Raw genomic sequence first — 23,138 nt, 5'->3', positions numbered from 1 at the left:
TCCCCAGCGGCGCAGAGATGAGTATAATTAGCGCCCCTGTACCAGGCCGCAATCGAACTTTATCTGGTTTTCTCGTTTCACTAACCGAAGGAGTGCCATTTATCATGAAATTGCACCATAGAATGCTCCGGCATTTTATCGCCGCAAGTGTCATTGTGCTGACATCTTCCTTCCTTATTTTTGAACTTGTCGCCAGCGACAGGGCAATGAGTGCTTATTTGCGCTATATCGTCCAGAAAGCAGACTCCTCCTTTCTCTACGACAAGTATCAAAATCAGAGTATTGCCGCACATGTGATGCGCGCGCTTGCTGCTAAACAGTCTGAGGTGTCGCCAGAACAGCGACGGGCCATCTGTGAGGCTTTTGAGTCTGCCAACAATACCCATGGCTTAAACCTGACTGCCCATACTTATGCAGATTTACACGGAACATTGCAGACTGCATCCACTGACTGCGACACAATTGTCGAAGCAGCGGCGCTATTACCGGCATTTGATCAGGCGGTGGAAGGTAACCGCCACCAGGATGATTACGGTTCCGGCCTTGGGATGGCCGAAGAGAAATTTCACTATTATCTCGATCTCAATGATCGCTATGTCTATTTTTATGAGCCGGTAAATGTTGAATACTTCGCGATGAATAACTGGTCCTTCTTGCAGTCAGGAAGCATTGGTATTGATCGTAAAGATATTGAAAAAGTGTTTACCGGTCGCACCGTATTATCGAGCATTTACCAGGATCAGCGTACTAAACAGAACGTGATGAGTTTGCTGACGCCCGTCTATGTTGCCGGGCAATTAAAAGGTATTGTGTTGCTGGATATTAGTAAAAACAATCTGCGCAATATTTTTTATACTCATGATCGCCCTCTCCTCTGGCGTTTTCTCAATGTTACGCTAACCGATACAGATTCGGGACGCGACATTATTATCAATCAGAGCGAAGATAATCTGTTTCAGTATGTCAGTTACGTCCATGACTTGCCTGGCGGCATTCGTGTTTCGTTATCCATTGATATTCTTTACTTTATTACATCATCATGGAAAAGCGTTGTATTCTGGCTGCTGACAGCATTGATATTACTCAACATGGTACGGATGCACTTCCGCCTGTACCAAAACGTGACTCGTGAAAATATCAGTGATGCGATGACCGGACTGTATAATCGCAAAATATTAACGCCTGAACTTGAGCAGCGTTTGCAGAAACTGGTGCAATCCGGTTCTTCGGTGATGTTTATTGCAATTGACATGGACAAGTTAAAGCAAATAAATGACACCCTCGGTCATCAGGAGGGGGATTTAGCCATTACGTTATTAGCTCAGGCGATTAAACAGTCGATTCGTAAAAGCGATTATGCTATCCGTCTCGGTGGCGATGAATTCTGTATCATTCTTGTCGATTCGACGCCGCAAATTGCAGCACAACTGCCTGAACGTATCGAAAAACGTCTGCAACATATCGCGCCGCAGAAAGAGATCGGCTTCTCTTCCGGTATTTACGCGATGAAAGAAAACGATACGCTGCATGATGCATATAAAGCTTCCGATGAGCGTTTATATGTCAATAAGCAGAACAAAAACAGCCGTTCATGATAATCTTCTGTGGTTGTTTGCTTGTAATCCCAGGAGCGTGAAATGACTGAAATGGCTAAAGGAAGCGTGACGCATCAGCGGTTAATCGCTTTATTATCACAAGAAGGCGCTAACTTCCGCATCGTTACCCACGACGCGGTGGGTAAATGCGAAGCGGTGTCAGAAATTCGTGGCACCGCTTTGGGTCAGGGTGCTAAGGCACTGGTGTGTAAAGTCAAAGGTAATGGCGTAAATCAGCATGTTCTGGCGATCCTCGCTGCCGATCAACAGGCCGACCTTAGCCAACTCGCCAGCCATATCGGTGGGTTGCGTGCTTCGCTGGCCAGCCCGGCTGAAGTCGATGAACTTACAGGCTGTGTCTTCGGTGCTATCCCTCCATTCAGCTTCCATCCAAAACTCAAACTGGTCGCCGACCCGCTACTTTTTGAGCGATTCGATGAGATCGCCTTCAATGCGGGTATGCTGGATAAATCCGTTATTTTGAACACCGCAGATTATTTACGCATTGCACAACCAGAGCTGGTCAAATTCCGTCGTACTACGTAACTAGCTGCTCCGTTCAATAAGCAGAACAGACAGCACCAGCACAACTGCAATGGCAAAAAACGATGACGTGATAATCAGTGTCTCAACGAGCATTTGATCGTTCATGGTCTTATCCCAGGAGATACCTGTTTTCACGTTATTGTTAGCACGCACAAATGGCAATTTGATGACAATTTGCCTGATTTTTTATGCATAGCACGTAATTGTTCTCTGCTTCCTCTCATCAGCAGGCGTAAAGTAGGCAGGTTTATTATTTTTTGGCAAGGAAACCACGATGTTTGATGTCACTTTGCTGATCCTGCTCGGGTTAGCTGCGCTGGGCTTTATCAGCCACAACACCACTGTCGCTGTTTCAATTCTGGTGTTGATCATTGTCCGCGTCACACCGTTAAGCACCTTTTTCCCGTGGATCGAAAAACAAGGACTGAGTATCGGGATAATCATTCTGACTATCGGCGTAATGGCTCCTGTAGCCAGCGGGACACTGCCACCCTCGACACTTATTCACTCGTTTCTGAACTGGAAATCGCTGGTGGCAATTGCAGTAGGCGTTATTGTCTCCTGGCTTGGCGGACGCGGCGTGACCTTGATGGGCAGCCAGCCGCAACTGGTTGCCGGGCTGCTGGTGGGCACGATTTTAGGCGTGGCGCTGTTTCGCGGTGTGCCGGTCGGTCCGCTTATTGCCGCAGGTCTGGTCTCCCTGATCATCGGGAAACAGTAGTTAATCCCGCAATATATCGGCCTGGGGTTTGCCCCAGGCCTTTCTTAAACATGGTAATAAAAGCCGTTGTTGAATCATACCCCAGCATATGCGCCACTTTCTGAACACTATCGCCGTTCACTAACCTCTGAAGTGCCAGAATGAGCTGCAACTGATGACGCCACTGACGAAAGCTCAACCCCGTCTCTTTAACTATCAATCTGGCGAGATTGCGTTCACTCATCGCAAAAAAATTTGCCCATTGCCCCAATGTCCCCCATTCAACGGGCTCTTTTGCCATCGTATCCACCATCACGCGGATTTTGGGGTGTGAAGAAACAGGTAACTGCAACTGTTGTTGCGGTTGCTGAGGAAGTTCATCAAACAGCACCTGAATTAATCTGCGCGTCATTGGTTCAGCACGTTGAGCTGCTGTTCTTTTTGCCAGCGTTAAAATTAATTCACGACATAAAGGCGCAATTTTCAGCGTGCAACATTTGCCCGGCATTATCACCGCACTGGATTCAATAAATAAAAAACAAAGCTCGGCATTCGCTGTTACCTGATTACTATGCTCCACACCACCGGGAATCCATACTGCATATTGTGGCGGCACCATCCACAGCGCATTTTCCACCGTACAGGTAATGGCTCCACGCAGCGCCAGTATCAGTTGTCCTTTGCGGTGCTGATGTACAGGACTGGTCAATTCATCCTTTCCGGCATGAATACAAAATGCGACCGCCGTTTCATGGTGAAGATCGGGTTCATAACCATTGAGATTTAACCTGTGCATCATTTTGTCCGAATTTAGCGATAATTTGTCATTTTAGCTTGATTCAACATAGCAATAAAAACGCTAAGGTACAGCCTCGCTTGTAACAATGAGATATCTATGATCCGTTCAACTTCATTAAGCGGCAAAAACAGGATTGTCCTGATAGCCGGCGTTCTAATGATTGCCACCACACTCCGTGTTACCTTCACCGGCGTAGCACCGTTACTGGATACCATTCGTTCCGCTTACTTACTGACGACGGCGCAAACAGGGTTACTGACGACCTTACCTTTATTAGCCTTTGCCCTGATATCCCCTCTTGCCGCGTCGGTGGCTCGTCGTTTTGGTATAGAGCGCAGTCTGGTGGCTGCATTACTTTTGATTTGTGCTGGCATAGCAATTCGCTCTCTTCCTTCGGCTTACTTATTATTTGGCGGTACGATTATCATTGGCTGTGGGATTGCATTAGGGAATGTCTTGCTACCTGGTCTCATTAAACGCGATTTTCCCCATTCCGTCGCCAGACTTACCGGCGCATATTCCCTGACGATGGGCGCTGCAGCGGCTCTGGGGTCAGCTCTGGTGGTGCCGCTGGCTTTGAACGGTTTTGGCTGGCAGGGCGCGTTGCTTATGCTGATGTGTTTTCCTCTGCTGGCTCTATTTATATGGCTGCCGCAATGGCGTAATCAACAACATGTGAATTTGAGTACCTCACGCGCCTTACATACCCGGCGTATCTGGCGTTCGCCGCTTGCCTGGCAAGTGACGTTGTTTCTCGGTATCAACTCACTGGTCTATTACGTGATTATCGGCTGGCTTCCGGCGATCCTCATCAGCCACGGCTACAGCGAGGCACAGGCAGGTTCGCTGCATGGTTTGTTGCAATTAGCTACTGCAGCTCCCGGTTTGCTGATCCCACTTTTCTTACATCATGTGAAAGATCAGCGCGGTATTGCCGCTCTGGTCGCCTTAATGTGCGCAGTGGGTGCGGTTGGGCTCTGCTTTATGCCAGCACACGCTGTCACCTGGACTCTGCTTTTCGGTTTTGGTTCCGGGGCAACAATGATACTTGGACTAACGTTTATCGGACTGCGAGCAAGCTCTGCGCATCAGGCTGCTGCTCTTTCGGGTATGGCACAATCCGTCGGGTATCTGCTGGCAGCTTGTGGGCCGCCGCTAATGGGCAAAATACACGATGCTAACGGTGACTGGTCCACGCCACTGATTGTTGTCGCAATTCTTTCACTGCTGATGGCGATTTTTGGACTTTGCGCCGGAAGAGACAAAGAAATTCATTGATGTTCGGTGCTATAGTGACGACGCAAATCATGCGTGAAAGGGAGAACAAACACGATGAATATTCAGTGTAAACGCGTTTATGATCCGGCTGAACAGAGCGATGGTTATCGCGTACTGGTCGACCGTCTCTGGCCGCGTGGTATCAAGAAAACAGACTTAGCACTTGATGAGTGGGACAAAGAGATCACGCCGTCAACGGAACTACGCAAAGCCTTTCACGGCGAAGCGATCGATTTTAAAACCTTTCGCGAACAATATATTGCAGAACTGGCGCAACACGAGCCAGAAGGGAAGCGGCTGGCGGAAATCGCCCAAAAACAGCCGCTGACCCTGCTCTACTCAGCAAAAAATACCACGCAAAACCATGCGCTGGTGCTGGCCGACTGGCTGCGAAGCTTGTGATTTTAGCCTGGCATCCGGCGGTTATTTTTCACCCGCCGGATGATCCCGTCGCCATAATGCCCATTCATCAATCGTTTCACCGCCCGCTAATTTGCAATTGTTGCTGACCCCTTGCGATGTCTGCACGGGAATGAGCGTACCGCCTTTCTGTTGGCAGTAGACCGACGCCGGATTCGCCATCCCAACATGCGGCGGTTTTGGTGCATCGGGTTGAGAAGTGGTTGAACATCCCGCAAGAATTAACAGGCAAGGCAGAGTAAAACTGATAATTTTCATTCGTTGATCTCACACGTTTATCTACGCCTTAGAGTATCGCGGTATCGTTTTGTTTTACAGCACTATTTATTTTACATTCACTTAAAATATATTACGGCTAGTTTCATCTTCTTTGATGATGTTTTATCATGCCTGCAAAGATTAAATAATCAGCATTTTACCCGCCGTATCCTGGAGTTCTTTCGTGTCAGATCAGATTATTGCCCGCGTCTCGCAGTCACTCGCCTCAGAACATTCTCTGGAAAGTCTGGTTCGGCAACTTCTGGAGATGCTGGAAATGGTCACCGACATGGAATCGACCTATTTGACAAAGGTGGATATTGACGCGCGTCTGCAACATATCCTGTTTGCCCGTAACAGCCAGAAAATGCACATCCCGGAGAATTTTACCGTCTCGTGGGATTACTCGTTGTGCAAACGCGCCATTGATGAAAACTGTTTTTTCAGCGATGAAGTTCCCGACCGTTGGGGTGACTGCATTGCGGCACGCAATCTCGGTATTACCACATTCCTGAGCACACCAATTCACTTACCGGATGGATCATTCTATGGCACGCTTTGCGCCGCCAGCAGTGAAAAGCGCCCGTGGAGTGAACGCGCAGAGCAGGTTTTGCAGCTATTCGCCGGACTGATTGCACAATATATTCAAAAAGAGGCGCTGGTTGAGCAATTACGTGAAGCCAATGCCGCTCTGATTGCGCAATCTTACACCGACTCTTTGACCGGCCTGCCGAATCGGCGGGCGATTTTTGATAATCTGACGACGCTTTTTTCCCTCGCACGACATCTGAAACGTAAGGCAATTATTGCTTTTATCGACCTGGATAACTTCAAATTAATCAACGACCGATTTGGCCACAATAGTGGCGATCTGTTTCTTATTCAGGTTGGCGAGCGCCTCACCAGGCTACATCAGAATGGCGAGATTATTGGTCGTCTTGGCGGTGATGAATTTTTGGTCGTTTCCCTGGCTAATGAAAACGCCGATATCCAGTCACTGCGTGAGCGTATCCAACAGCAAATACGTGGAGAATATCACTTGGGTGATATTGACCTGTTTTATCCTGGAGCCAGTCTTGGCGTAGTAGAAGTGGATCCTGAAACCACCGATGCCGACAGTGCTCTACATGCTGCCGATATCGCGATGTATCAGGAGAAAAAACACAAACTGAAACCCCCTTTTGTCGCGCATTCAGACAGGCACTCCTGAGGCGTATTCACATCCTTTTCTTTGGTGGTAACATGCGAATCGGTATTGTTTTTCCCGTCGTGATCTTTATTACGGCAGTCGTATTTTTAGCGTGGTTTTTTATTGGTGGCTATGCGGCCCCAGGGGCATAAAGATGAAAAAAACAACGATTATTATGATGGGCGTGGCGATTATTGTCGTTCTTGGCACCGAGCTGGGATGGTGGTAATACCGCGTCGATAAAATAGCAAAGGCTGCCTGTAGGCAGCCTTTGTACTTTTCAGTATTAACTTTTGACTTTTCTGTAGATAAACAGCACGACAAGCGCACCAATCACGGCAACCACAAAACTACCAAAGTTGAAGCCATCGACTTTGCCAAAACCAAACAGTGTACTGATCCATCCACCAACTACGGCACCGATAATTCCCAGCAGGATGGTCATAAAGAATCCACCACCATCTTTACCAGGCATGATCCACTTCGCCAGAATACCGGCAATAAGTCCAAAAATAATCCATGACAGAATGCCCATTGTTTCCTCACTTATCTGTTTTGCATTAGCGGGTTAGTCGCTGATAAAAAGCATAGCACAACATAAGAGAGGCAAGAATTGTGATATGTGTCACAGAGCATTTTTTTTACAATGGCGCAGAATTAGCGCCATCTACATTAGCAATAATTACCAACCACAAACATCATGCTCATTTTCCGTGTCATAAGAGCGCACGGTATTGACGAGATCTTTGATCACTTCAGCCGCCACTTCTGGCACCAGTAATGTCATCGGCGTCTCTGTTTCGTAATCGACAGAAACGCCATTACTGTTATTGGTGACGGTTACGGTATACGTTGCTTTGCCCATAATTCATTTCCCGCTATGAATGACTTTCCGCTGTTTTGCACCTTCCATCAGGACTTCAGGAGCAACGAAGAAGTCGATGTTAAAATAAGTATCGTCAGTCATGGCTTCAATATTGTGCCACTTTTCCGGCGGGAACACTGCGAATTGACCTGCTTCGATGAGGATCACCTGATCAGGTTCTGCGCTGTGTTCATCAGCATAGCCGAGATATTTGACCGCCCCATGCATAACGGACAGGCGTGGATAAACACCCGGACGCGTTCCTTTATCAAGATGACGTTCGAATATTCCGGCAGGCGCAGTTTGTTTATTCCAGAAAGGTGTTGAGCGCGTATGAATGTAATTTTGTGGGATTTGCAGCATCCTTTTCCCTCCTTCGGTAAATGTGCTGAAAACCATTTATTCCAGCCGTTTCAGGGTACGCCTGATAATTTGCATTTTAAATACCATTTATTGGTTACTTTTTAGCACCATATCAGAGAAGAATCAGGGAGGATTACAGATGGGAAGCCCGCGACAACGCGGGCTGAAAGCATCAGGATTGCAGCGTCGCCAGTCGGGCAGCGAAACCCACGAACATCAAACCAATCAGTGAGTTGCCCACTTTAGCCAGTTTCTTTTTGGTACGAATGTACTGCGTGACAAAAGCACCTGAAATAATCAGGAAGCTCAAATAACAGAAGCTTACCAGTTCCAGCGTTGTCGCCAGAATAAAGAATGAAATCCCCGTATGTGGCGCATTAACATCGATAAACTGTACGAAAAACGACACATAGAACAAAATGGCTTTTGGATTGGTCAGACTCAAAATTAACGCACGCTTGAAAATAGCGCCATATTGAGGTTCATCTGATTTGGCCTCGCTATTTTTACCCTTCAGAGTTGCGTAAAGAATTTTACTCCCCAGATAGAGCAAATAAAACGCGCCAAGATAACGTACAATATTGAATAATATCGGTGTGGTCTTAATTAAGGTTGCTACACCGGCCCACGCCAGAAACATCAATACTGCATCGCCAATAAATACACCACAGGCCGCAAGATAACCGCCTTTCACTCCACTACTAACGCTATTTTTAAGCACAAACAGGGTATTCGGCCCTGGCACCAGCACGATAAAAATGGCCCCAACCAGATAGGTCCAGTAATTCAGAACCCCATATTCTGCGAACACATTAACCTCTTTAATTCTCTTTGGATCATGCGCGATTAAAGGTGAATATGCTAACCAATCCGCAACGGCTTAGAAAGGAGAAAATCAGGTTTTAACCTGACAACAACCTGAGAATAGAGTAAAAAATTGCACTCATTCCAGTGAAAAATTCGGGTAATGATTTGCAAAATATTGGCGCAAAAACTCTACCGTAATCCGTACTTTTGCGGATGTCGCCAGCCTTGAGACATAAACAGCCCAGACATTTGCTGGTTGATAATATTCAGGTAAAACCTGTACCAGATGCCCACTGGCAATATTTTCACTAACGTCCCACCAGGAGCGCAGCGCAATTCCCTGCCCATCGAGACACCACTGATGGACAATTTCACCATGATTAGACGACATCGGTCCGGTGACTTTAATGGCATGGTGACCTTCTTTATTGCGCAATTGCCAGACACCAAACGGATGATCGCGCTCTTTTATGACCAGGCAGGGTAACGCAGAAAGATCCGTTAAATGTTTCGGTGCACCATATCGCGCAATAAACCCCGGCGATGCGCAGAGAATACGGTAATTGGTCGCCAGTTTGCGGGCAATTAAGTTAGGTGCAATGTCGTCGCCAATACGAATATCCAGATCGACCCCTTCATTGACCAAATCGACCAACCGGTCTTCCACATCAAAACGTAACTCCAGTTGCGGATACGCTTTCGCAAGTGCTGACAGTGCCGGAGCTACCACCTGCCGTCCAAAACCAAAACTGCTGATAATACGCAGCATTCCCTGCGGCACCTGGCGCACGTCGGAAAGCTCATCCATCATCTGCCCGACATCCTGCAAAATCCGCTGCGCCCATTCATAAATCCGCTCGCCTTCCTCCGTAATGGTGACGCGACGGGTGGTGCGGTGTAATAGCACCACGTTCAAGGTTTGCTCCAGCAAGGCGATGCGCTTGCTGACGAAAGCCGGTGAAACGCCCAGTTCTTCCGCCACGGCAGCAAAACCGGCCCGGCGAGCCACCAGCATAAAGACGCGCAAATCGTTCAGCAGCGGTAAATTATTCATGATTCGTGTTTTATGTTTCACCAGTTGCGGGGATTAATTCCTGATCAGTCAATTATAGGATGGTGGAGTTGTCAATTTTGCTGATCAGGAAGTGAGAACCTAATGATGAAAACGATGCGTATTGCTGCGATCCCTGGAGACGGGATTGGCAAAGAAGTCCTTCCTGAAGGGATTCGTGTGTTACAGGCTGCTGCTGAACGCTGGGGCTTTGCCTTAAGTTTTGAGCATATGGAGTGGGCAAGTTGCGAGTATTACATCCATCACGGCAAAATGATGCCGGACGACTGGCATGAACAACTCAGCGGTTTCGACGCTATCTACTTTGGTGCCGTCGGCTGGCCGGACACCGTTCCGGATCATATTTCGTTATGGGGATCGCTGCTGAAATTTCGCCGCGAGTTTGATCAGTACGTTAACCTGCGCCCGGTACGCCTCTTTCCCGGCGTTCCCTGCCCACTGGCGGGTAAACAGCCTGGCGACATCGATTTTTACGTGGTGCGCGAAAATACGGAAGGCGAATACTCGTCTCTGGGCGGTCGACTGAATGAAGGAACGGAACATGAAGTTGTCATCCAGGAATCGGTATTTACCCGCCGTGGCGTCGATCGCATTTTGCAATATGCTTTTGAGCTGGCACAAAGCCGCCCGCGCAAAACCCTGACTTCTGCCACGAAATCTAACGGTTTAGCCATTAGTATGCCGTACTGGGATGAGCGAGTAGAAGCAATGGCAGAAAATTACCCGGAAATCCACTGGGACAAGCAGCATATTGATATTCTCTGCGCGCGCTTTGTGATGCAGCCGGAACGCTTTGATGTGGTGGTAGCATCTAATTTATTTGGCGACATTCTTTCCGATCTTGGCCCAGCCTGCACCGGTACGATTGGTATTGCGCCTTCAGCCAACCTGAATCCGGAGCGCACTTTCCCGTCGCTCTTCGAGCCAGTCCACGGTTCCGCGCCAGATATCTACGGTAAAAATATTGCCAACCCTATCGCGACGATTTGGGCCGGGGCAATGATGCTGGATTTCCTTGGCAATGGCGATGAGCGTTTCCAGCAAGCGCACAACGACATTCTGGCAGCGATTGAAGAAGTGATTGCTCACGGGCCGAAAACACCCGATATGAAAGGTAATGCCACCACGCCACAGGTTGCCGACGCGATTTGCAAAATTATTTTGCGTTAAGGTCAAACCAGTTTATTTGAACCGCGTCACTGACGCGGTTTTTTTATTCGTTCTTTACAGTAAATAACCTGCGTCATTTCACCTTTTATTGTTTCCGTTTCGTGTTTTATGGCTTTCCGTATTCTTAATTGTTTAATTTATGTAACATGCAAATAATCAATTTGTTAAACACAACAAAAGTTCATTACCCTGCAAATAATTACAACTGGCAAAAGCCAGCGACGGGCTTTTATGCCCAGGAGATGACTCATGATGAGCAATGTTAAGAAAAAAGATTTGCCGCTGATTAGCATCAGCCTGGTGGCCATTCTTTTCATCGCAGCCACATTAAGCCTTTTTCCGCAACAGTCGGCCGACGCGGCCAACGCAATATACAGTTTAGTTACCCGCACGCTGGGTTCCGCCGTACAGGTATTAGTTTTGCTGGCAATGGGGCTGGTAATTTATTTAGCCACCAGCAAATACGGCAATATTCGTCTTGGCGAAGGTAAACCGGAATACAGTACGCTCTCCTGGCTGTTTATGTTTATTTGCGCCGGATTAGGTTCCTCCACGCTTTATTGGGGCGTAGCGGAGTGGGCCTATTATTATCAAACGCCGGGTTTAAATATCGTGCCGCGTTCACAGCAGGCACTGGAATTTAGCGTTCCCTACTCCTTTTTCCATTGGGGCATCAGCGCCTGGGCAACTTATACGCTGGCCTCATTAATCATGGCTTACCACTTTCATGTGCGGAAAAATAAAGGGCTGAGTCTTTCCGGCATTATTGCTGCTATTACCGGCGTTCGCCCGCAAGGCCCATGGGGAAAACTGGTGGACTTAATGTTCCTGATCGCCACTGTCGGCGCACTGACCATTTCCCTTGTTGTCACCGCAGCAACCTTTACCCGTGGGCTTTCCGCGCTGACCGGTTTACCCGATAACTTCACCGTGCAGGCATTTGTGATCCTGCTTTCCGGCGGCATTTTTTGCCTAAGCTCGTGGATAGGTATCAACAACGGTTTACAACGTCTGAGCAAAATGGTCGGCTGGGGCGCGTTCCTGCTGCCATTGCTGGTTTTGATTGTCGGTCCAACCGAGTTTATTACCAACAGCATCATCAATGCCATCGGCCTGACCACACAAAACTTCTTACAGATGAGCTTATTTACCGATCCGCTTGGCGATGGTTCATTTACCCGCAACTGGACCGTTTTCTATTGGCTGTGGTGGATCTCTTACACCCCCGGCGTGGCAATGTTTGTCACCCGCGTATCACGTGGTCGTAAGATCAAAGAAGTTATCTGGGGGCTGATCCTCGGTAGCACCGTCGGCTGCTGGTTCTTCTTCGGCGTGATGGAAAGCTTCGCCATTCATCAGTTTATCAAAGGGATAATCAACGTTCCGCAGGTGCTGGAAACGTTGGGCGGTGAAACGGCTGTTCAACAAGTTCTGATGTCGTTGCCAGCCGGTAAATTGTTCCTTGCCGCTTATCTGGGCGTGATGATTATTTTCCTCGCCTCGCATATGGATGCGGTGGCCTACACCATGGCGGCGACCAGCACGCGAAATCTTCAGGAAGGTGATGATCCAGACCGTGGGCTGCGTCTTTTCTGGTGCGTGGTAATCACCCTGATCCCGCTTTCAATTCTGTTCACCGGCGCATCGCTGGAAACCATGAAAACTACCGTCGTACTTACAGCCCTTCCCTTTCTCGCCATTTTACTGGTGAAAGTGGGCGGATTTATTCGCTGGCTGAAACAGGATTACGCCGATATTCCGGCTCATCAAATTGAACATTATCTCCCGCAGACACCGGTTGAAGCCCCGGAAAAAACGCCAGTGCTCCCTGCGGGAACCGTATTCAAAGGCGACAACTGAGCGCCATCATCCTAACGATAAAGGTATCCCTATGAGCAATCTGAGCCCTGACTTTGTACTACCCGGAAATTTTTGCGCTAACCCACAGGAAGCGTGGACCATTCCTGCCCGCTTTTATACTGATCAGAACGCCTTTGAACATGAAAAAGAGAACGTCTTCGCCAAAAGCTGGATTTGCGTCGCTCACAGTAGCGAGCTGGCGAATGCCAATGATTACGTAACGCGTGAGATCATTGGCGAAAGCATCGTGCTGGTACGCGGCCGTGATAAGGTTTTGCGCGCGTTCTATAACGTTTGCCCGCACCGTGGTCATCAATTATTGAGCGGTGAAGGAAAAGCGAAAAATGTGATTACCTGCCCATATCACGCCTGGGCATTCAAACTCGATGGCAACCTGGCTCATGCGCGTAACTGTGAAAACGTCGCCAATTTCGATAGTGACAAAGCGCAACTGGTTCCGGTGCGTCTGGAAGAATATGCCGGATTCGTCTTCATCAACATGGATCCCAACGCCACCAGCGTAGAAGATCAGTTACCAGGCCTGGCGGCAAAAGTGCTGGAAGCCTGCCCGGAAGTCCACGATCTGAAACTGGCGGCCCGCTTTACCACCCGCACGCCTGCCAACTGGAAGAACATTGTCGATAACTATCTTGAGTGCTACCACTGTGGTCCGGCGCATCCAGGTTTCTCAGACTCCGTTCAGGTTGATCGTTACTGGCACACCATGCACGGCAACTGGACGCTGCAATACGGTTTCGCCAAACCGTCCGAACAGTCGTTTAAATTTGAAGAAGGTACAGACGCTGCGTTCCACGGTTTCTGGCTGTGGCCGTGCACTATGCTGAACGTGACGCCAATCAAAGGGATGATGACGGTCATTTATGAATTCCCGGTGGATTCTGAAACTACCCTGCAAAACTACGATATCTACTTCACCAATGAAGAGCTAACCGATGAGCAAAAATCGCTGATTGAGTGGTATCGCGATGTGTTCCGTCCGGAAGATTTACGTCTGGTTGAAAGCGTACAGAAAGGGCTGAAATCGCGTGGCTATCGTGGTCAGGGGCGCATCATGGCCGACAGTAGCGGTAGCGGAATTTCCGAACACGGTATCGCCCATTTCCATAATCTGCTGGCGCAGGTGTTTAAGGACTAATGACATCGGCGGCGGTATTTTCCGCCGCCGGGCTGATTTTTGATGGAGTACAGCAATGTCAGACTATCAAATGTTTGAAGTACAGGTGAGCCAGATTGAACCGCTTACCGAACAGGTGAAACGCTTCACGCTGGTGTCAACCGATGGCAAACCGCTGCCTGCGTTCACCGGCGGAAGTCACGTCATTGTGCAGATGAGTGATGGTGATAACCAGTACAGCAATGCTTATTCACTACTAAGTTCGCCACTCGACACCTCTTGTTATCAGATTGCCGTTCGGCTGGAAGAGAACTCGCGCGGCGGTTCGCGCTTTTTGCATCAGCAGGTAAAAGCGGGCGATCGATTGACCATCTCGACACCCAATAACCTGTTTGCTCTGGTTTCCACGGCTCGAAAGCATCTGTTTATCGCGGGCGGTATTGGTATCACCCCTTTCCTGTCGCACATGGCAGAGTTGCAGCACAGCGACGTCGACTGGCAGCTACATTACTGCTCGCGAAATCCAGAAAGTTGCGCATTTCGTGATGAATTAAACCAACATCCGCAGACTGATAAGATTCATTTTCATCACTCATCGATCGGAACGCGACTCGAATTAGTGCGATTATTGGCGGATGTCGCCCCTGGCACACACATTTATACCTGTGGCCCCGAAGCTCTGAATGACGCGGTGAGAAGTGAAGCAGCGCGTCTGGGCATCTCCGCCGATACGCTGCACTTTGAGCAGTTTGCTATTGAAGACAAAACCGGCGATGCCTTTACGCTGGTACTCGCCCGTTCCGGGAAAGAGTTTGTAGTACCAGAAGAGATGACCATTTTGCAGGTCATTGAAAATAACAAAGCGGCAAAAGTGGAATGTTTATGTCGTGAAGGGGTATGCGGAACCTGTGAAACAGCAATTTTGGAAGGTGAAGCCGATCATCGGGACCAGTATTTTAGCGATGAAGAGCGCGCCAGCCAGCAGAGTATGTTGATCTGTTGTTCGCGCGCGAAGGGTAAACGACTGGTGTTGGATCTGTAGTTTATCCGAAGCCGGATGCGGCGCTGGTTGCGCCTTGTCCGGCTTACGAACGTTTTACTGCGGATATTCCTGCAATAAATTATGTAATGCTTCCGCCATCAACTCACCACGCCAGCCGGAAATCAGCTCAGGCAAATTGTTCTGCGGTTTTAATTTCCAGTGCCAGTTCAGCAGTTGGTTGATTTGCCGACGCGATGCCAGCAATTCGACGCTGATCTTGTGCGTTTCGCTCACGTCAGTAATCAGCGACTTAATCGCTTTAAACGCTTTGCGATAACCGGGCATATCCATCAGGTTAAGCATTGGCTGCGGTAAGGCCTCTTCCGGCAATGCCTGCGCTTTCTCTACCAGCGCCAGCAGCGTTTTGCCGTGGAAGCGAATTTCGCTACCGGATAAACCCAGACTGTCCAGCTCACCCAGACTCCCTGGCATATAACGCGCTACCGACCACAAGTGTTCTTCACGCACGACAAAGTTCACCGCCAGATCGCGCTCCCGCGCCTTGCGCAATCGCCAGTCGGCTAACAGTTGCAAACAAGCCAACTGGCGTGTGCGTAACTGCCAGGCATTGGTGATATCACGCCAGGCATCTTCCGGCGCAACGACTTCCTGACGACGCATTTGCATCAGGCGGCATTCATCCAGCGCCGCAGGTAGCCAGCCAGAGGCTTCGGTTTCAACCATCAGCTTTGCGGTGATCGGTAACAGATACCAGACATCCGCCGCCGCGTATTCGCACTGACGTTCGGTTAACGGTCTGGCGAGCCAGTCGGTGCGCGATTCGCTCTTGTCCAGCGTAACACCGGAATACTCTTCCACCATGGAGGCAAAACCCCATGACATCGGGCGTCCGCAGAATGCGGCGAGGATTTGCGTGTCAATCAGGGGTTGAGGTAATTCGCCAAAGACATTGAGGAATACTTCCAGATCTTCACTGCCCGCATGGAGAAATTTGGTGATGGAAGGATCGCGCAAGATTGCCTTTAGCGGTGACCAGTCGCTGATCCCAAGAGGATCGATTAGCGCCAGATGCTCGCCATCAAAAAGTTGAATCAACCCCAGTTGCGGGTAATAGGTGCGCGTACGTACAAATTCAGTATCCAGGGCTATCGCCGGAAAGGCACGGACGGCTTCACACAAAGAAGCCAGCGCATCGTCCGTGGTAATCATTTGGTAATTCAAATTGTATTCTCTTTAGTGGGCGTCAAAAAAAACGCCGGATTAACCGGCGTCTGACGACTGACTTAACGCTCAGGCTTTATTGTCCACTTTGCCGCGCGCTTCGTCACGTAATTCTCGTCGCAAAATTTTTCCGACATTAGATTTCGGTAACTCATCACGAAATTCCACCAGCTTCGGTACTTTGTAGCCCGTAAGCTGACGGCGGCAAAAGGTCACCAGTGACTCTTCAGTGAGCGACGCGTCTTTTTTCACCACAAAGATTTTCACCGCTTCACCACTGGAGCCAGAAGGTACGCCAACAGCCGCCACTTCCTGTACGCCTGGGTGCTGCATGACCACATCTTCAATCTCGTTGGGATAGACGTTAAAACCGGAAACCAGAATCATGTCTTTTTTACGATCGACAATGCGCAGGAATCCTTCTTCATCCATTACCGCAATATCGCCAGTGTGTAACCAACCGTTTTTGATGATTTCATCGGTGGCATCCGGACGCTGCCAGTAGCCCAACATCACCTGAGGACCTCTGACACAAAGTTCGCCCGGTTGCCCCGGTGGTACTTCGTTATCGTCATCATCCACCAGTTTGGCCTCCGTCGATGGCACCGGTAATCCAATGCTACCGCTGTGATAATCAATATCATACGGGTTAACGCTCACCAGTGGCGCACACTCGGTTAAGCCATAACCTTCCAGCAGATATTGTCCGGTCAGTTTTACCCAGCGTTCTGCCACCACTTGCTGAACGGGCATCCCGCCGCCTGCGGACAAATGCAAACTGGAGAAATCCAGTTGCTGGAACTCTTTATTGTTCAGCAACGCGTTGAACAAAGTGTTAACACCGGTAATAGCGGTAAACGGATATTTCGCTAACTCTTTCACCAGCCCCGGAATATCGCGTGGGTTGGTTATTAATAAGTTCTGCCCGCCCAGTTCAATAAACAGCAGGCAGTTAATGGTTAGTGCAAAGATGTGATACAGCGGCAGCGCCGTTACCACCAGCTCTTTACCCGGATGCAGCAGCGGCCCATAGGTCGCGTTAACCTGTTCCAGATTCGCCAGCATATTGCGGTGAGTCAGCATCGCGCCTTTCGCCACACCTGTGGTGCCACCGGTGTATTGCAGGAAAGCTAAATCTTCCGGCACCAGTTCAGGTTTGACGTACTGCATCCGGTAGCCGTTATGCAGGGCGCTACGAAATGAAATGGCATCTGGCAGATGGTATTTCGGCACCAGACGTTTGATGTATTTAACAACGAAGTTAACTACCGTGCCTTTTGCCGTGGAAAGCTGATCGCCCATACGAGTCAGAATAACGTGCTGGACGGCGGTTTTATCGACCACTTTTTCCAGGGTATGGGCAAAGTTAGACACAATGACAATCGCCGATGCGCCGCTATCGTTAAGCTGATGCTCAAGTTCGCGTGGGGTATACAACGGGTTAACGTTTACGACGATCATCCCGGCACGCAAAATACCAAACAGCGCCACCGGATATTGCAATAAGTTAGGCATCATCAGCGCAACGCGATCGCCCTTCTTCAGCCCCAGCCCTTGTTGCAAATAAGCGGCAAACGCGCGACTGCGTTCTTCCAGTTTGCGGAAGGTCATCACCTCCCCCATATTCACAAACGCTGGCTTGTCGGCGTAGCGCGCGACCGACTGCTCAAACATATCCACCAGAGATTGATAACGGTCAGGGTTGATCTCCGTCGGAACATCGGCGGGATAACGGTTAAGCCAAACCTTCTTCAATTCTTCACCTCTAAAATGCGTGTTCGTCGTCATCGCAACCCCAAGTGATATACATGCCGTTAACATAATATTAACTCATCATACCAGCTTGATAATTACCCAACGAAAAGGTTGCGAGGCGCGTCACTATTTATTTTTATCGTTACTGTAAGAATGCAGAAACAGCGGACCAGCCGCTGTTTCTTTTTCTTTAAAAACAAGCAATTATTCAGTTACAACTGTTTGTACTCTCGCGGGGCCAGGATTATACCAGCCCCATCCGCCGTAGCCATAGGGCCAGCCACGACCGCCATAAAACCACGGATCAATCGGCTGAGGCGGCATAATCACCTGCTGGGTTAAATGCCAACGTTTATAACCCGTTACCTGCATCACCATAAATTTATAGGGCGTGTTGCCGATTTTGCCGTCAACCGTACCGGTGATTGGCCCAACAACTGTGACCAGTTGTCCACGGAAATCCACCGGGTCCAGAAAACCGTTCACATCTGCATAAATGCGACCGCGAGAAGGTTCTCCCAGCGTCGGCCTGGCTCCGCTGTCCAGCGGTACGGTAGCAATTTCCAGGCGGGTTTTCCCTTGCTGGTTTTGTACCGCGACCACTTTGCCACCAAAACGCGCCTCCTGACCAACGTACAGCTGCAGCGCACTCATCACCCGAACTAAATCTTGTTGCGGCGTGGGACTGCTGCCTTTAATGGCGTCCGGCACAGTGACACAACCGCTCAGCATTAGCGCAAACGTACCTGCCAGTATGCCTTTGATAACATTCTTTTGAACCGCCATGATGCGACTCCTTTTTTTCTCAGGGCATACTCTTAAGATTCATTCTTTGCCCGGAAGTTTCTTCCAGGCGACGTTGTTACGTAAATAAACTGGCTCGGCATGTTCCACCGCTACCGTTTTACCCTCGGTAAACATCTGGCAGGCAATCGGCAGCATATCTTCTGCGGCGGGCAGTAACACTTCGCCATCGCGCAAAACCAGCCCGCTATCTTTACCGAGATCCGGCCAGGCTTGCCAGCCCGTTCCCACCGTCACCCATTCTCCGGAAAGCTGCTGCATCCGCTCATGAACGAGTTCTGGTTTGAGTACGGCTTCGGTTTCTTCACCGTGCCAGACACCGTTTTCATCACGCTGATATTCGGCCCAGTAAACTTCGCCCATTCGCGCGTCAATGGCTGCCAGCACGCGGGTTGCGCCGTTTTTGCGCCACGCCCCTTGCGCCATCGTCATTAGCGTGGAGACGCCAATCATCGGCAGCTCCGCGCCAAGCGCCAGCCCTTGCGCAATGCCAATACCGATGCGCACGCCGGTAAAGCTACCAGGGCCACGTCCGTAAGCCAGAGCGTTTATGTCAGTCAGGGAAGTTCCGCTGGTGGTCAGGATATCCTGCACCATCGGTAAGATTCGTTGAGTATGTTCACGAGGGCAAAGCTCAAAATGAGCGTTGACAGTACCGTCGTTCCACAGGGCGACAGAGCAGGCCTCTGTCGCGGTATCGATAGCCAGAATTCGCATGGGTCTTCGTGCTTAGATCAATAAAAAGGCGCGCATCATACCATACTCAATAACAAATTACCTGGAGGATGGTATCGCAAGGAAACGAACCGCACGGGCAATGTCACGGGTACGCGGTGCGGGCGGGAGGCTGGCGAGGAACGTCGCACCGTAAGGGCGCATCACCAGCCGATTGTCACAAATCACCAGCACACCGCGATCGTCGGCGTCGCGAATCAGTCGCCCTACGCCCTGTTTAAGAGTAATCACCGCATCCGGTAGCTGCACTTCATCGAACGGGTCTCCGCCACGCAAACGGCAATCTTCCATGCGCGCTTTTAACAGCGGGTCATCTGGCGAGGTAAACGGCAACTTGTCGATAATCACCAGCGACAGCGTATCGCCGCGCACGTCCACCCCTTCCCAGAAACTGCTGGTCGCCACAAGAAGCGCGTTACCGGCACTGACAAATTGCTGCAACAGTTGCCCTTTGCTGGTTTCCCCCTGCAACAAAACGGGAAGCGTCATGGTAGCGCGGAACTGCTCGGCCAGATCGCGCATCATGGCGTGCGAGGTACAAAGCATAAAACAACGACCGTTATTGGCTTCGATGATCGGTCGCAGCATTGCCGCCAGTTGCCGTGCGGAACCTGGTTGATTGGTTTGCGGCAGGTTGCGCGGTACACAGAGTAACGCCTGGCGGCTGTAATCAAACGGGCTGGGTAACAACAACGACTCCGCCTGTTCTATCCCAAGCCGCGAGGTGAAATGATGGAGATCATCATTCACCGACAATGTTGCTGAGGTGAAGATCCAGCTACCGGGCTTTTGCGCCATTAACTCTTTGAATTTATCCGCCACGCTGAGCGGCGTGAGAGCCAGAGTAAAATGGCGCGAAGTGCATTCGTACCAGTAGCTGTAGCCCGGCTGATTGATCTCTTTTAGCCGCTTCAGTCGAGTGCGATATAACGTGGCGCGCTCAAATGCCGCATCCAGCAAGGCGGAACGCCCCAGTGACAGTTTCGCCACGTCGTAACAAAGTTCCAGGGTGTCATCGAGCAGTAAAAATGCCCGCTGAATTTGCGGATTAGCTAACAGCTCACGCAGGTTACCGCGATAACCTGGCTCACCGAGTTGCAGACGAAAATCCTGCGCACTCTGGGCAAGACGGTCAGCGCACTTTTGTAACTGCTGAGTGTCTTTTAATTCGGTGCGATAGGCGATGGTGATGTCTTTTGCCAGATCGAGCAATTGTCGACTGGAGAGTGATTGCCCAAAATACTGGCTGGCAATGTCCGGCAACTGGTGGGCTTCGTCGAAGATCATGACGTCTGCTTCCGGGATCAGTTCGCCAAAACCACTCTCTTTCACCACCATATCCGCCAGAAAAAGATGATGGTTTACCACCACCACATCGGCATCCATCGCTTTTTTGCGTGCTTTGACCACAAAGCAATCTTTATACATCGGGCAGTCACTGCCTAGGCAGTTGTCGTTGGTGCTGGTGACCAACGGCCATGCCTGTGAATCTTCCGCGACACTGACGCAGGTGCTGATATCGCCATCGACTGTTTGATTGGACCAGGAGCGCAGCAGGATCACATCGCTTAAAATTTGTACCGGCAGATCGCCGCCCGCCAGCGCCTGCTGTTCGAGACGTTCGAGGCAGAGATAGTTTGAGCGCCCTTTCAGCAGCGCCACGTTGCCCGTGTATTTCAATGCCTTTGAGACCGTTGGCAAATCACGGCTGTAGAGCTGATCCTGCAACGCTTTTGAGCCGGTCGAGATAATGACTTTCTTTTTTGCCCGCAGCGCAGGGGCAAGGTAAGCGTAGGTTTTGCCCGTACCGGTTCCCGCTTCCACCACCAGCGGCTGGCTTTTTTCTATCGCCCCAGCGACGGCTACCGCCATCTGTCGCTGTGGTTCACGCGGCTTAAAGCCAGGTATCGCTTTCGCCAGTTGACCGTCTGGTGCAAAATCGTCCGTCACACTACCCCCTGTTGATTTGAACAGGGATTATGTCAGGCCAGGTTGCTTTTCGCCAGCTGAAGTGGTGACGGCGACCTTACATTGTGGCAGTCTTTGCAGCACAAAAATGGAATGATGATGAGGACAAAATGATGACTATCGTTCGTATTGACGCCGAAGCCCGCTGGTCTGATGTGGTGATCCACAACAACACGCTCTACTACACCGGCGTACCGGAAAACCTTGACGCCGATGCGTTTGAGCAGACCGCGAATACGCTGGCGCAAATTGACGCGGTACTGGAAAAACAGGGCAGCAATAAGTCGAGTATTCTGGATGCCACGATTTTCCTGGCCGATAAAAACGACTTCGCTGCAATGAATAAAGCCTGGGACGCCTGGGTTGTCGCGGGTCACGCGCCGGTGCGCTGCACGGTGCAAGCGGGATTGATGAACCCGAAGTATAAAGTTGAAATTAAAATTATTGCGGCGGTTTAATTCCGGAAGATAATTATATCAAGGCAAAAATCACACGATAATTTATCGAAAAACTGGTCGATCATGAACAAATCGGCCAGTGCTTAAGGTCTTACTTTAAATGGGTAGTACCCTGGATGATAATTTATTTTTATGATTCCTGCTGTATTTATACAAAAATGATATTAATCGCAAAAATCAAACCATTATGTTAATCACTTGATTAACTTACGCTGCTTTTCTTTCTTGCCCTTCCTTGCCTGAACAACTTGGCTGCGGTACTACGATTTGCTGTTAATTTTCGGCACATCACTAGATAACCCGCCATGACCTGCTACCTTTAAAATACCTGAATGTCAACAGGTTAACTAATGAGATATCGTTATAATCCTTTTGATATTAGGCGCAATTTAATGTCATATATAGCCTTATCGATCACGTGGTTAATTTAAGGACAAGAATATGCCTGCTGTAATAGATAAAGCCCTGGATTTTATTGGTGCCATGGATATATCAACACCAACCCCCAGCTCTATGAATGAAAGTACGGCGAAGGGAATATTTAAATATTTGAAAGAACTGGGAGTACCCGCGAGTACCGCCGATATTACTGCGCGAGCCGAACAGGAAGGCTGGAATCCTGGATTCACGGAAAAAATGGTGGGATGGGCAAAAAAAATGGAATCTGGCGAACGCGTGGTGATTAAAAATCCAGAATACTTCTCGTCCTATATGCAGGAAGAGCTTAAAGCACTGGTATAAGTTAAATCTCTACCAGCCCAAATGAGCCAGGACGCTTTTTTATCACATAAAAGCGTCCTTTTTTTCTAACCATCAAAAACACTACTTAATTCATTCAACCAGTACAGCCCCTCAATTTTCTGGTTCAAACGCTACGGGCCAAAGGGTTCGCTTGTCATAATGCGCCCTGTTGAAACTAACATTGTATTACTCGTCTTCATCCTCAAAACGCGCCACAATCCGCTCGCCGGAATGGTTGGCGCGTAACTCTTCAGCTACCAGTGCGATTGCCTGACCGCTGCTCATCCCCTGTGCCATCAGTTCCTGAATACGCTCAACGGCTTTTTGCTGCTGTTCATGGGTGAGTGAAGGTAAACCTGCAAACATTGTTAACTCCTGCTAAATTGTTGGCGCTAA

At 49.5% G+C, this 23,138-nt stretch carries 28 protein-coding genes; 14 read left to right on the top strand and 14 right to left on the bottom strand.

Features of this window, described 5'->3' with window-relative positions; all coding sequences use genetic code 11:
• Window positions 1-104 precede the first annotated feature (104 nt).
• The gene (gene dgcJ / locus A7Z29_RS01805; RefSeq protein ID WP_010345844.1) at window positions 105-1,595 is read left to right on the top strand and encodes a diguanylate cyclase DgcJ; all 1,491 of its coding nucleotides are present in this window, start codon (window positions 105-107) and stop codon (window positions 1,593-1,595) included.
• A gap of 42 nt (window positions 1,596-1,637) precedes the next feature.
• A complete protein-coding gene (yeaK, locus tag A7Z29_RS01800) occupies window positions 1,638-2,141 on the top strand; it encodes a mischarged aminoacyl-tRNA deacylase (RefSeq protein ID WP_000138047.1) in 504 nt (167 codons plus the stop codon).
• On the opposite strand, the gene yoaI is transcribed toward yeaK, so the two are convergent.
• Window positions 2,142-2,246, bottom strand: coding sequence for a small membrane protein YoaI (yoaI, locus tag A7Z29_RS01795; protein WP_077629632.1), 105 nt, complete (start codon window positions 2,244-2,246; stop codon window positions 2,142-2,144).
• A gap of 169 nt (window positions 2,247-2,415) precedes the next feature.
• Between yoaI and A7Z29_RS01785 the strand changes: the two genes are divergently transcribed.
• Window positions 2,416-2,862 (top strand): DUF441 domain-containing protein, encoded by a 447-nt coding sequence (locus A7Z29_RS01785; RefSeq protein ID WP_000460713.1) that lies wholly within the window; start codon window positions 2,416-2,418, stop codon window positions 2,860-2,862.
• Here the strand turns inward: A7Z29_RS01785 and A7Z29_RS01780 are convergent.
• Window positions 2,846-3,640, bottom strand: coding sequence for an AraC family transcriptional regulator (locus A7Z29_RS01780; RefSeq protein ID WP_105284788.1), 795 nt, complete (start codon window positions 3,638-3,640; stop codon window positions 2,846-2,848). The two genes, A7Z29_RS01785 and A7Z29_RS01780, sit on opposite strands and share 17 nt — an antisense overlap.
• Window positions 3,641-3,736: 96 nt before the next feature.
• Between A7Z29_RS01780 and nimT the strand changes: the two genes are divergently transcribed.
• Both nimT and A7Z29_RS01770 read left to right on the top strand, forming a co-directional pair.
• Window positions 3,737-4,918 carry a 2-nitroimidazole transporter gene (gene nimT / locus A7Z29_RS01775; RefSeq protein ID WP_032225336.1) on the top strand — a complete coding sequence of 394 codons (1,182 nt, stop codon included), beginning with the start codon at window positions 3,737-3,739 and terminating at the stop codon, window positions 4,916-4,918.
• Between the two features lie 54 nt (window positions 4,919-4,972).
• On the top strand, window positions 4,973-5,320 hold the full coding sequence (locus tag A7Z29_RS01770) for a DUF488 domain-containing protein (RefSeq protein ID WP_010345838.1): 348 nt from the start codon (window positions 4,973-4,975) through the stop codon (window positions 5,318-5,320).
• A gap of 21 nt (window positions 5,321-5,341) precedes the next feature.
• Here A7Z29_RS01770 and A7Z29_RS01765 read toward each other — a convergent pair whose 3' ends face one another.
• On the bottom strand, window positions 5,342-5,596 hold the full coding sequence (locus tag A7Z29_RS01765; RefSeq protein ID WP_032225338.1) for a putative hemolysin: 255 nt from the start codon (window positions 5,594-5,596) through the stop codon (window positions 5,342-5,344).
• Between the two features lie 184 nt (window positions 5,597-5,780).
• Here A7Z29_RS01765 and A7Z29_RS01760 point away from each other — a divergent pair, with 184 nt between their 5' ends.
• The 3 genes from A7Z29_RS01760 to yoaJ are packed head-to-tail and all read left to right on the top strand — an operon-like array spanning window position 5,781 to window position 7,014.
• The gene (locus tag A7Z29_RS01760) at window positions 5,781-6,806 is read left to right on the top strand and encodes a sensor domain-containing diguanylate cyclase (protein ID WP_105289712.1); all 1,026 of its coding nucleotides are present in this window, start codon (window positions 5,781-5,783) and stop codon (window positions 6,804-6,806) included.
• A gap of 32 nt (window positions 6,807-6,838) precedes the next feature.
• Window positions 6,839-6,937, top strand: a complete 99-nt coding sequence (locus tag A7Z29_RS01755; protein WP_032225340.1) for a YoaK family small membrane protein — start codon at window positions 6,839-6,841, stop codon at window positions 6,935-6,937.
• A 2-nt stretch (window positions 6,938-6,939) separates the two neighbouring features.
• Entirely contained in the window at window positions 6,940-7,014 is a 75-nt protein-coding gene (gene yoaJ, locus A7Z29_RS01750; protein WP_001386836.1) for a protein YoaJ, read from the top strand.
• Window positions 7,015-7,071: 57 nt separating this feature from the next.
• Here yoaJ and A7Z29_RS01745 read toward each other — a convergent pair whose 3' ends face one another.
• The 5 genes from A7Z29_RS01745 to dmlR all read right to left on the bottom strand — a co-directional run bounded on the left by A7Z29_RS01745 (window position 7,072) and on the right by dmlR (window position 9,874).
• A complete protein-coding gene (locus A7Z29_RS01745; protein WP_000512152.1) occupies window positions 7,072-7,320 on the bottom strand; it encodes a GlsB/YeaQ/YmgE family stress response membrane protein in 249 nt (82 codons plus the stop codon).
• A gap of 147 nt (window positions 7,321-7,467) precedes the next feature.
• Window positions 7,468-7,650 carry a DUF1869 domain-containing protein gene (locus A7Z29_RS01740; protein WP_000513737.1) on the bottom strand — a complete coding sequence of 61 codons (183 nt, stop codon included), beginning with the start codon at window positions 7,648-7,650 and terminating at the stop codon, window positions 7,468-7,470.
• Window positions 7,651-7,653: 3 nt separating this feature from the next.
• Window positions 7,654-8,013 carry a DUF1971 domain-containing protein YeaR gene (gene yeaR, locus A7Z29_RS01735; RefSeq protein ID WP_000939314.1) on the bottom strand — a complete coding sequence of 120 codons (360 nt, stop codon included), beginning with the start codon at window positions 8,011-8,013 and terminating at the stop codon, window positions 7,654-7,656.
• Between the two features lie 172 nt (window positions 8,014-8,185).
• On the bottom strand, window positions 8,186-8,824 hold the full coding sequence (leuE, locus tag A7Z29_RS01730) for a leucine efflux protein LeuE (RefSeq protein ID WP_000457214.1): 639 nt from the start codon (window positions 8,822-8,824) through the stop codon (window positions 8,186-8,188).
• A gap of 132 nt (window positions 8,825-8,956) precedes the next feature.
• A complete protein-coding gene (gene dmlR / locus A7Z29_RS01725) occupies window positions 8,957-9,874 on the bottom strand; it encodes a DNA-binding transcriptional regulator DmlR (RefSeq protein ID WP_032225515.1) in 918 nt (305 codons plus the stop codon).
• A gap of 102 nt (window positions 9,875-9,976) precedes the next feature.
• Between dmlR and dmlA the strand changes: the two genes are divergently transcribed.
• The 4 genes from dmlA (at window position 9,977) to yeaX (ending at window position 15,099) form a co-directional block, all read left to right on the top strand.
• Complete coding sequence (gene dmlA / locus A7Z29_RS01720; protein WP_105289711.1) at window positions 9,977-11,062, top strand: multifunctional D-malate/3-isopropylmalate/tartarate dehydrogenase; 1,086 nt, start codon at window positions 9,977-9,979, stop codon at window positions 11,060-11,062.
• Window positions 11,063-11,311: 249 nt separating this feature from the next.
• Window positions 11,312-12,922: a BCCT family transporter YeaV gene (yeaV, locus tag A7Z29_RS01715; RefSeq protein ID WP_000987501.1), complete on the top strand. Its 1,611-nt coding sequence runs from the start codon at window positions 11,312-11,314 to the stop codon at window positions 12,920-12,922.
• Between the two features lie 31 nt (window positions 12,923-12,953).
• The gene (yeaW, locus tag A7Z29_RS01710) at window positions 12,954-14,078 is read left to right on the top strand and encodes a carnitine monooxygenase, oxygenase subunit YeaW (protein ID WP_000067839.1); all 1,125 of its coding nucleotides are present in this window, start codon (window positions 12,954-12,956) and stop codon (window positions 14,076-14,078) included.
• A 55-nt stretch (window positions 14,079-14,133) separates the two neighbouring features.
• Entirely contained in the window at window positions 14,134-15,099 is a 966-nt protein-coding gene (gene yeaX, locus A7Z29_RS01705; protein WP_105289710.1) for a carnitine monooxygenase reductase subunit YeaX, read from the top strand.
• 54 nt (window positions 15,100-15,153) lie between these two features.
• On the opposite strand, the gene rnd is transcribed toward yeaX, so the two are convergent.
• The 5 genes from rnd to A7Z29_RS01680 form a co-directional block, all read right to left on the bottom strand.
• On the bottom strand, window positions 15,154-16,269 hold the full coding sequence (rnd, locus tag A7Z29_RS01700; RefSeq protein WP_123058395.1) for a ribonuclease D: 1,116 nt from the start codon (window positions 16,267-16,269) through the stop codon (window positions 15,154-15,156).
• Between the two features lie 81 nt (window positions 16,270-16,350).
• Complete coding sequence (gene fadD / locus A7Z29_RS01695; RefSeq protein WP_010345823.1) at window positions 16,351-18,036, bottom strand: long-chain-fatty-acid--CoA ligase FadD; 1,686 nt, start codon at window positions 18,034-18,036, stop codon at window positions 16,351-16,353.
• A gap of 204 nt (window positions 18,037-18,240) precedes the next feature.
• Complete coding sequence (yeaY, locus tag A7Z29_RS01690) at window positions 18,241-18,822, bottom strand: Slp family lipoprotein YeaY (RefSeq protein WP_105289708.1); 582 nt, start codon at window positions 18,820-18,822, stop codon at window positions 18,241-18,243.
• A gap of 39 nt (window positions 18,823-18,861) precedes the next feature.
• Window positions 18,862-19,557: a tRNA (adenosine(37)-N6)-threonylcarbamoyltransferase complex dimerization subunit type 1 TsaB gene (gene tsaB / locus A7Z29_RS01685; RefSeq protein WP_001220989.1), complete on the bottom strand. Its 696-nt coding sequence runs from the start codon at window positions 19,555-19,557 to the stop codon at window positions 18,862-18,864.
• A gap of 57 nt (window positions 19,558-19,614) precedes the next feature.
• Complete coding sequence (locus A7Z29_RS01680; protein ID WP_105289707.1) at window positions 19,615-21,525, bottom strand: ATP-dependent DNA helicase; 1,911 nt, start codon at window positions 21,523-21,525, stop codon at window positions 19,615-19,617.
• A gap of 131 nt (window positions 21,526-21,656) precedes the next feature.
• Between A7Z29_RS01680 and A7Z29_RS01675 the strand changes: the two genes are divergently transcribed.
• Window positions 21,657-22,001, top strand: coding sequence for a RidA family protein (locus A7Z29_RS01675; RefSeq protein ID WP_024165131.1), 345 nt, complete (start codon window positions 21,657-21,659; stop codon window positions 21,999-22,001).
• 441 nt (window positions 22,002-22,442) lie between these two features.
• Window positions 22,443-22,742, top strand: a complete 300-nt coding sequence (locus A7Z29_RS01670; protein ID WP_001111983.1) for a DUF1889 family protein — start codon at window positions 22,443-22,445, stop codon at window positions 22,740-22,742.
• Between the two features lie 186 nt (window positions 22,743-22,928).
• Here A7Z29_RS01670 and A7Z29_RS01665 read toward each other — a convergent pair whose 3' ends face one another.
• The gene (locus A7Z29_RS01665; protein ID WP_000457334.1) at window positions 22,929-23,108 is read right to left on the bottom strand and encodes a YoaH family protein; all 180 of its coding nucleotides are present in this window, start codon (window positions 23,106-23,108) and stop codon (window positions 22,929-22,931) included.
• Window positions 23,109-23,138 lie beyond the last annotated feature (30 nt).

The sequence above is a fragment of the Escherichia sp. MOD1-EC6842 genome (assembly GCF_002965705.1).
In the GTDB taxonomy this organism is placed as follows: Bacteria; Pseudomonadota; Gammaproteobacteria; order Enterobacterales; family Enterobacteriaceae; genus Escherichia; species Escherichia ruysiae.
This window is presented reverse-complemented; position numbering and strand designations above follow the sequence as displayed.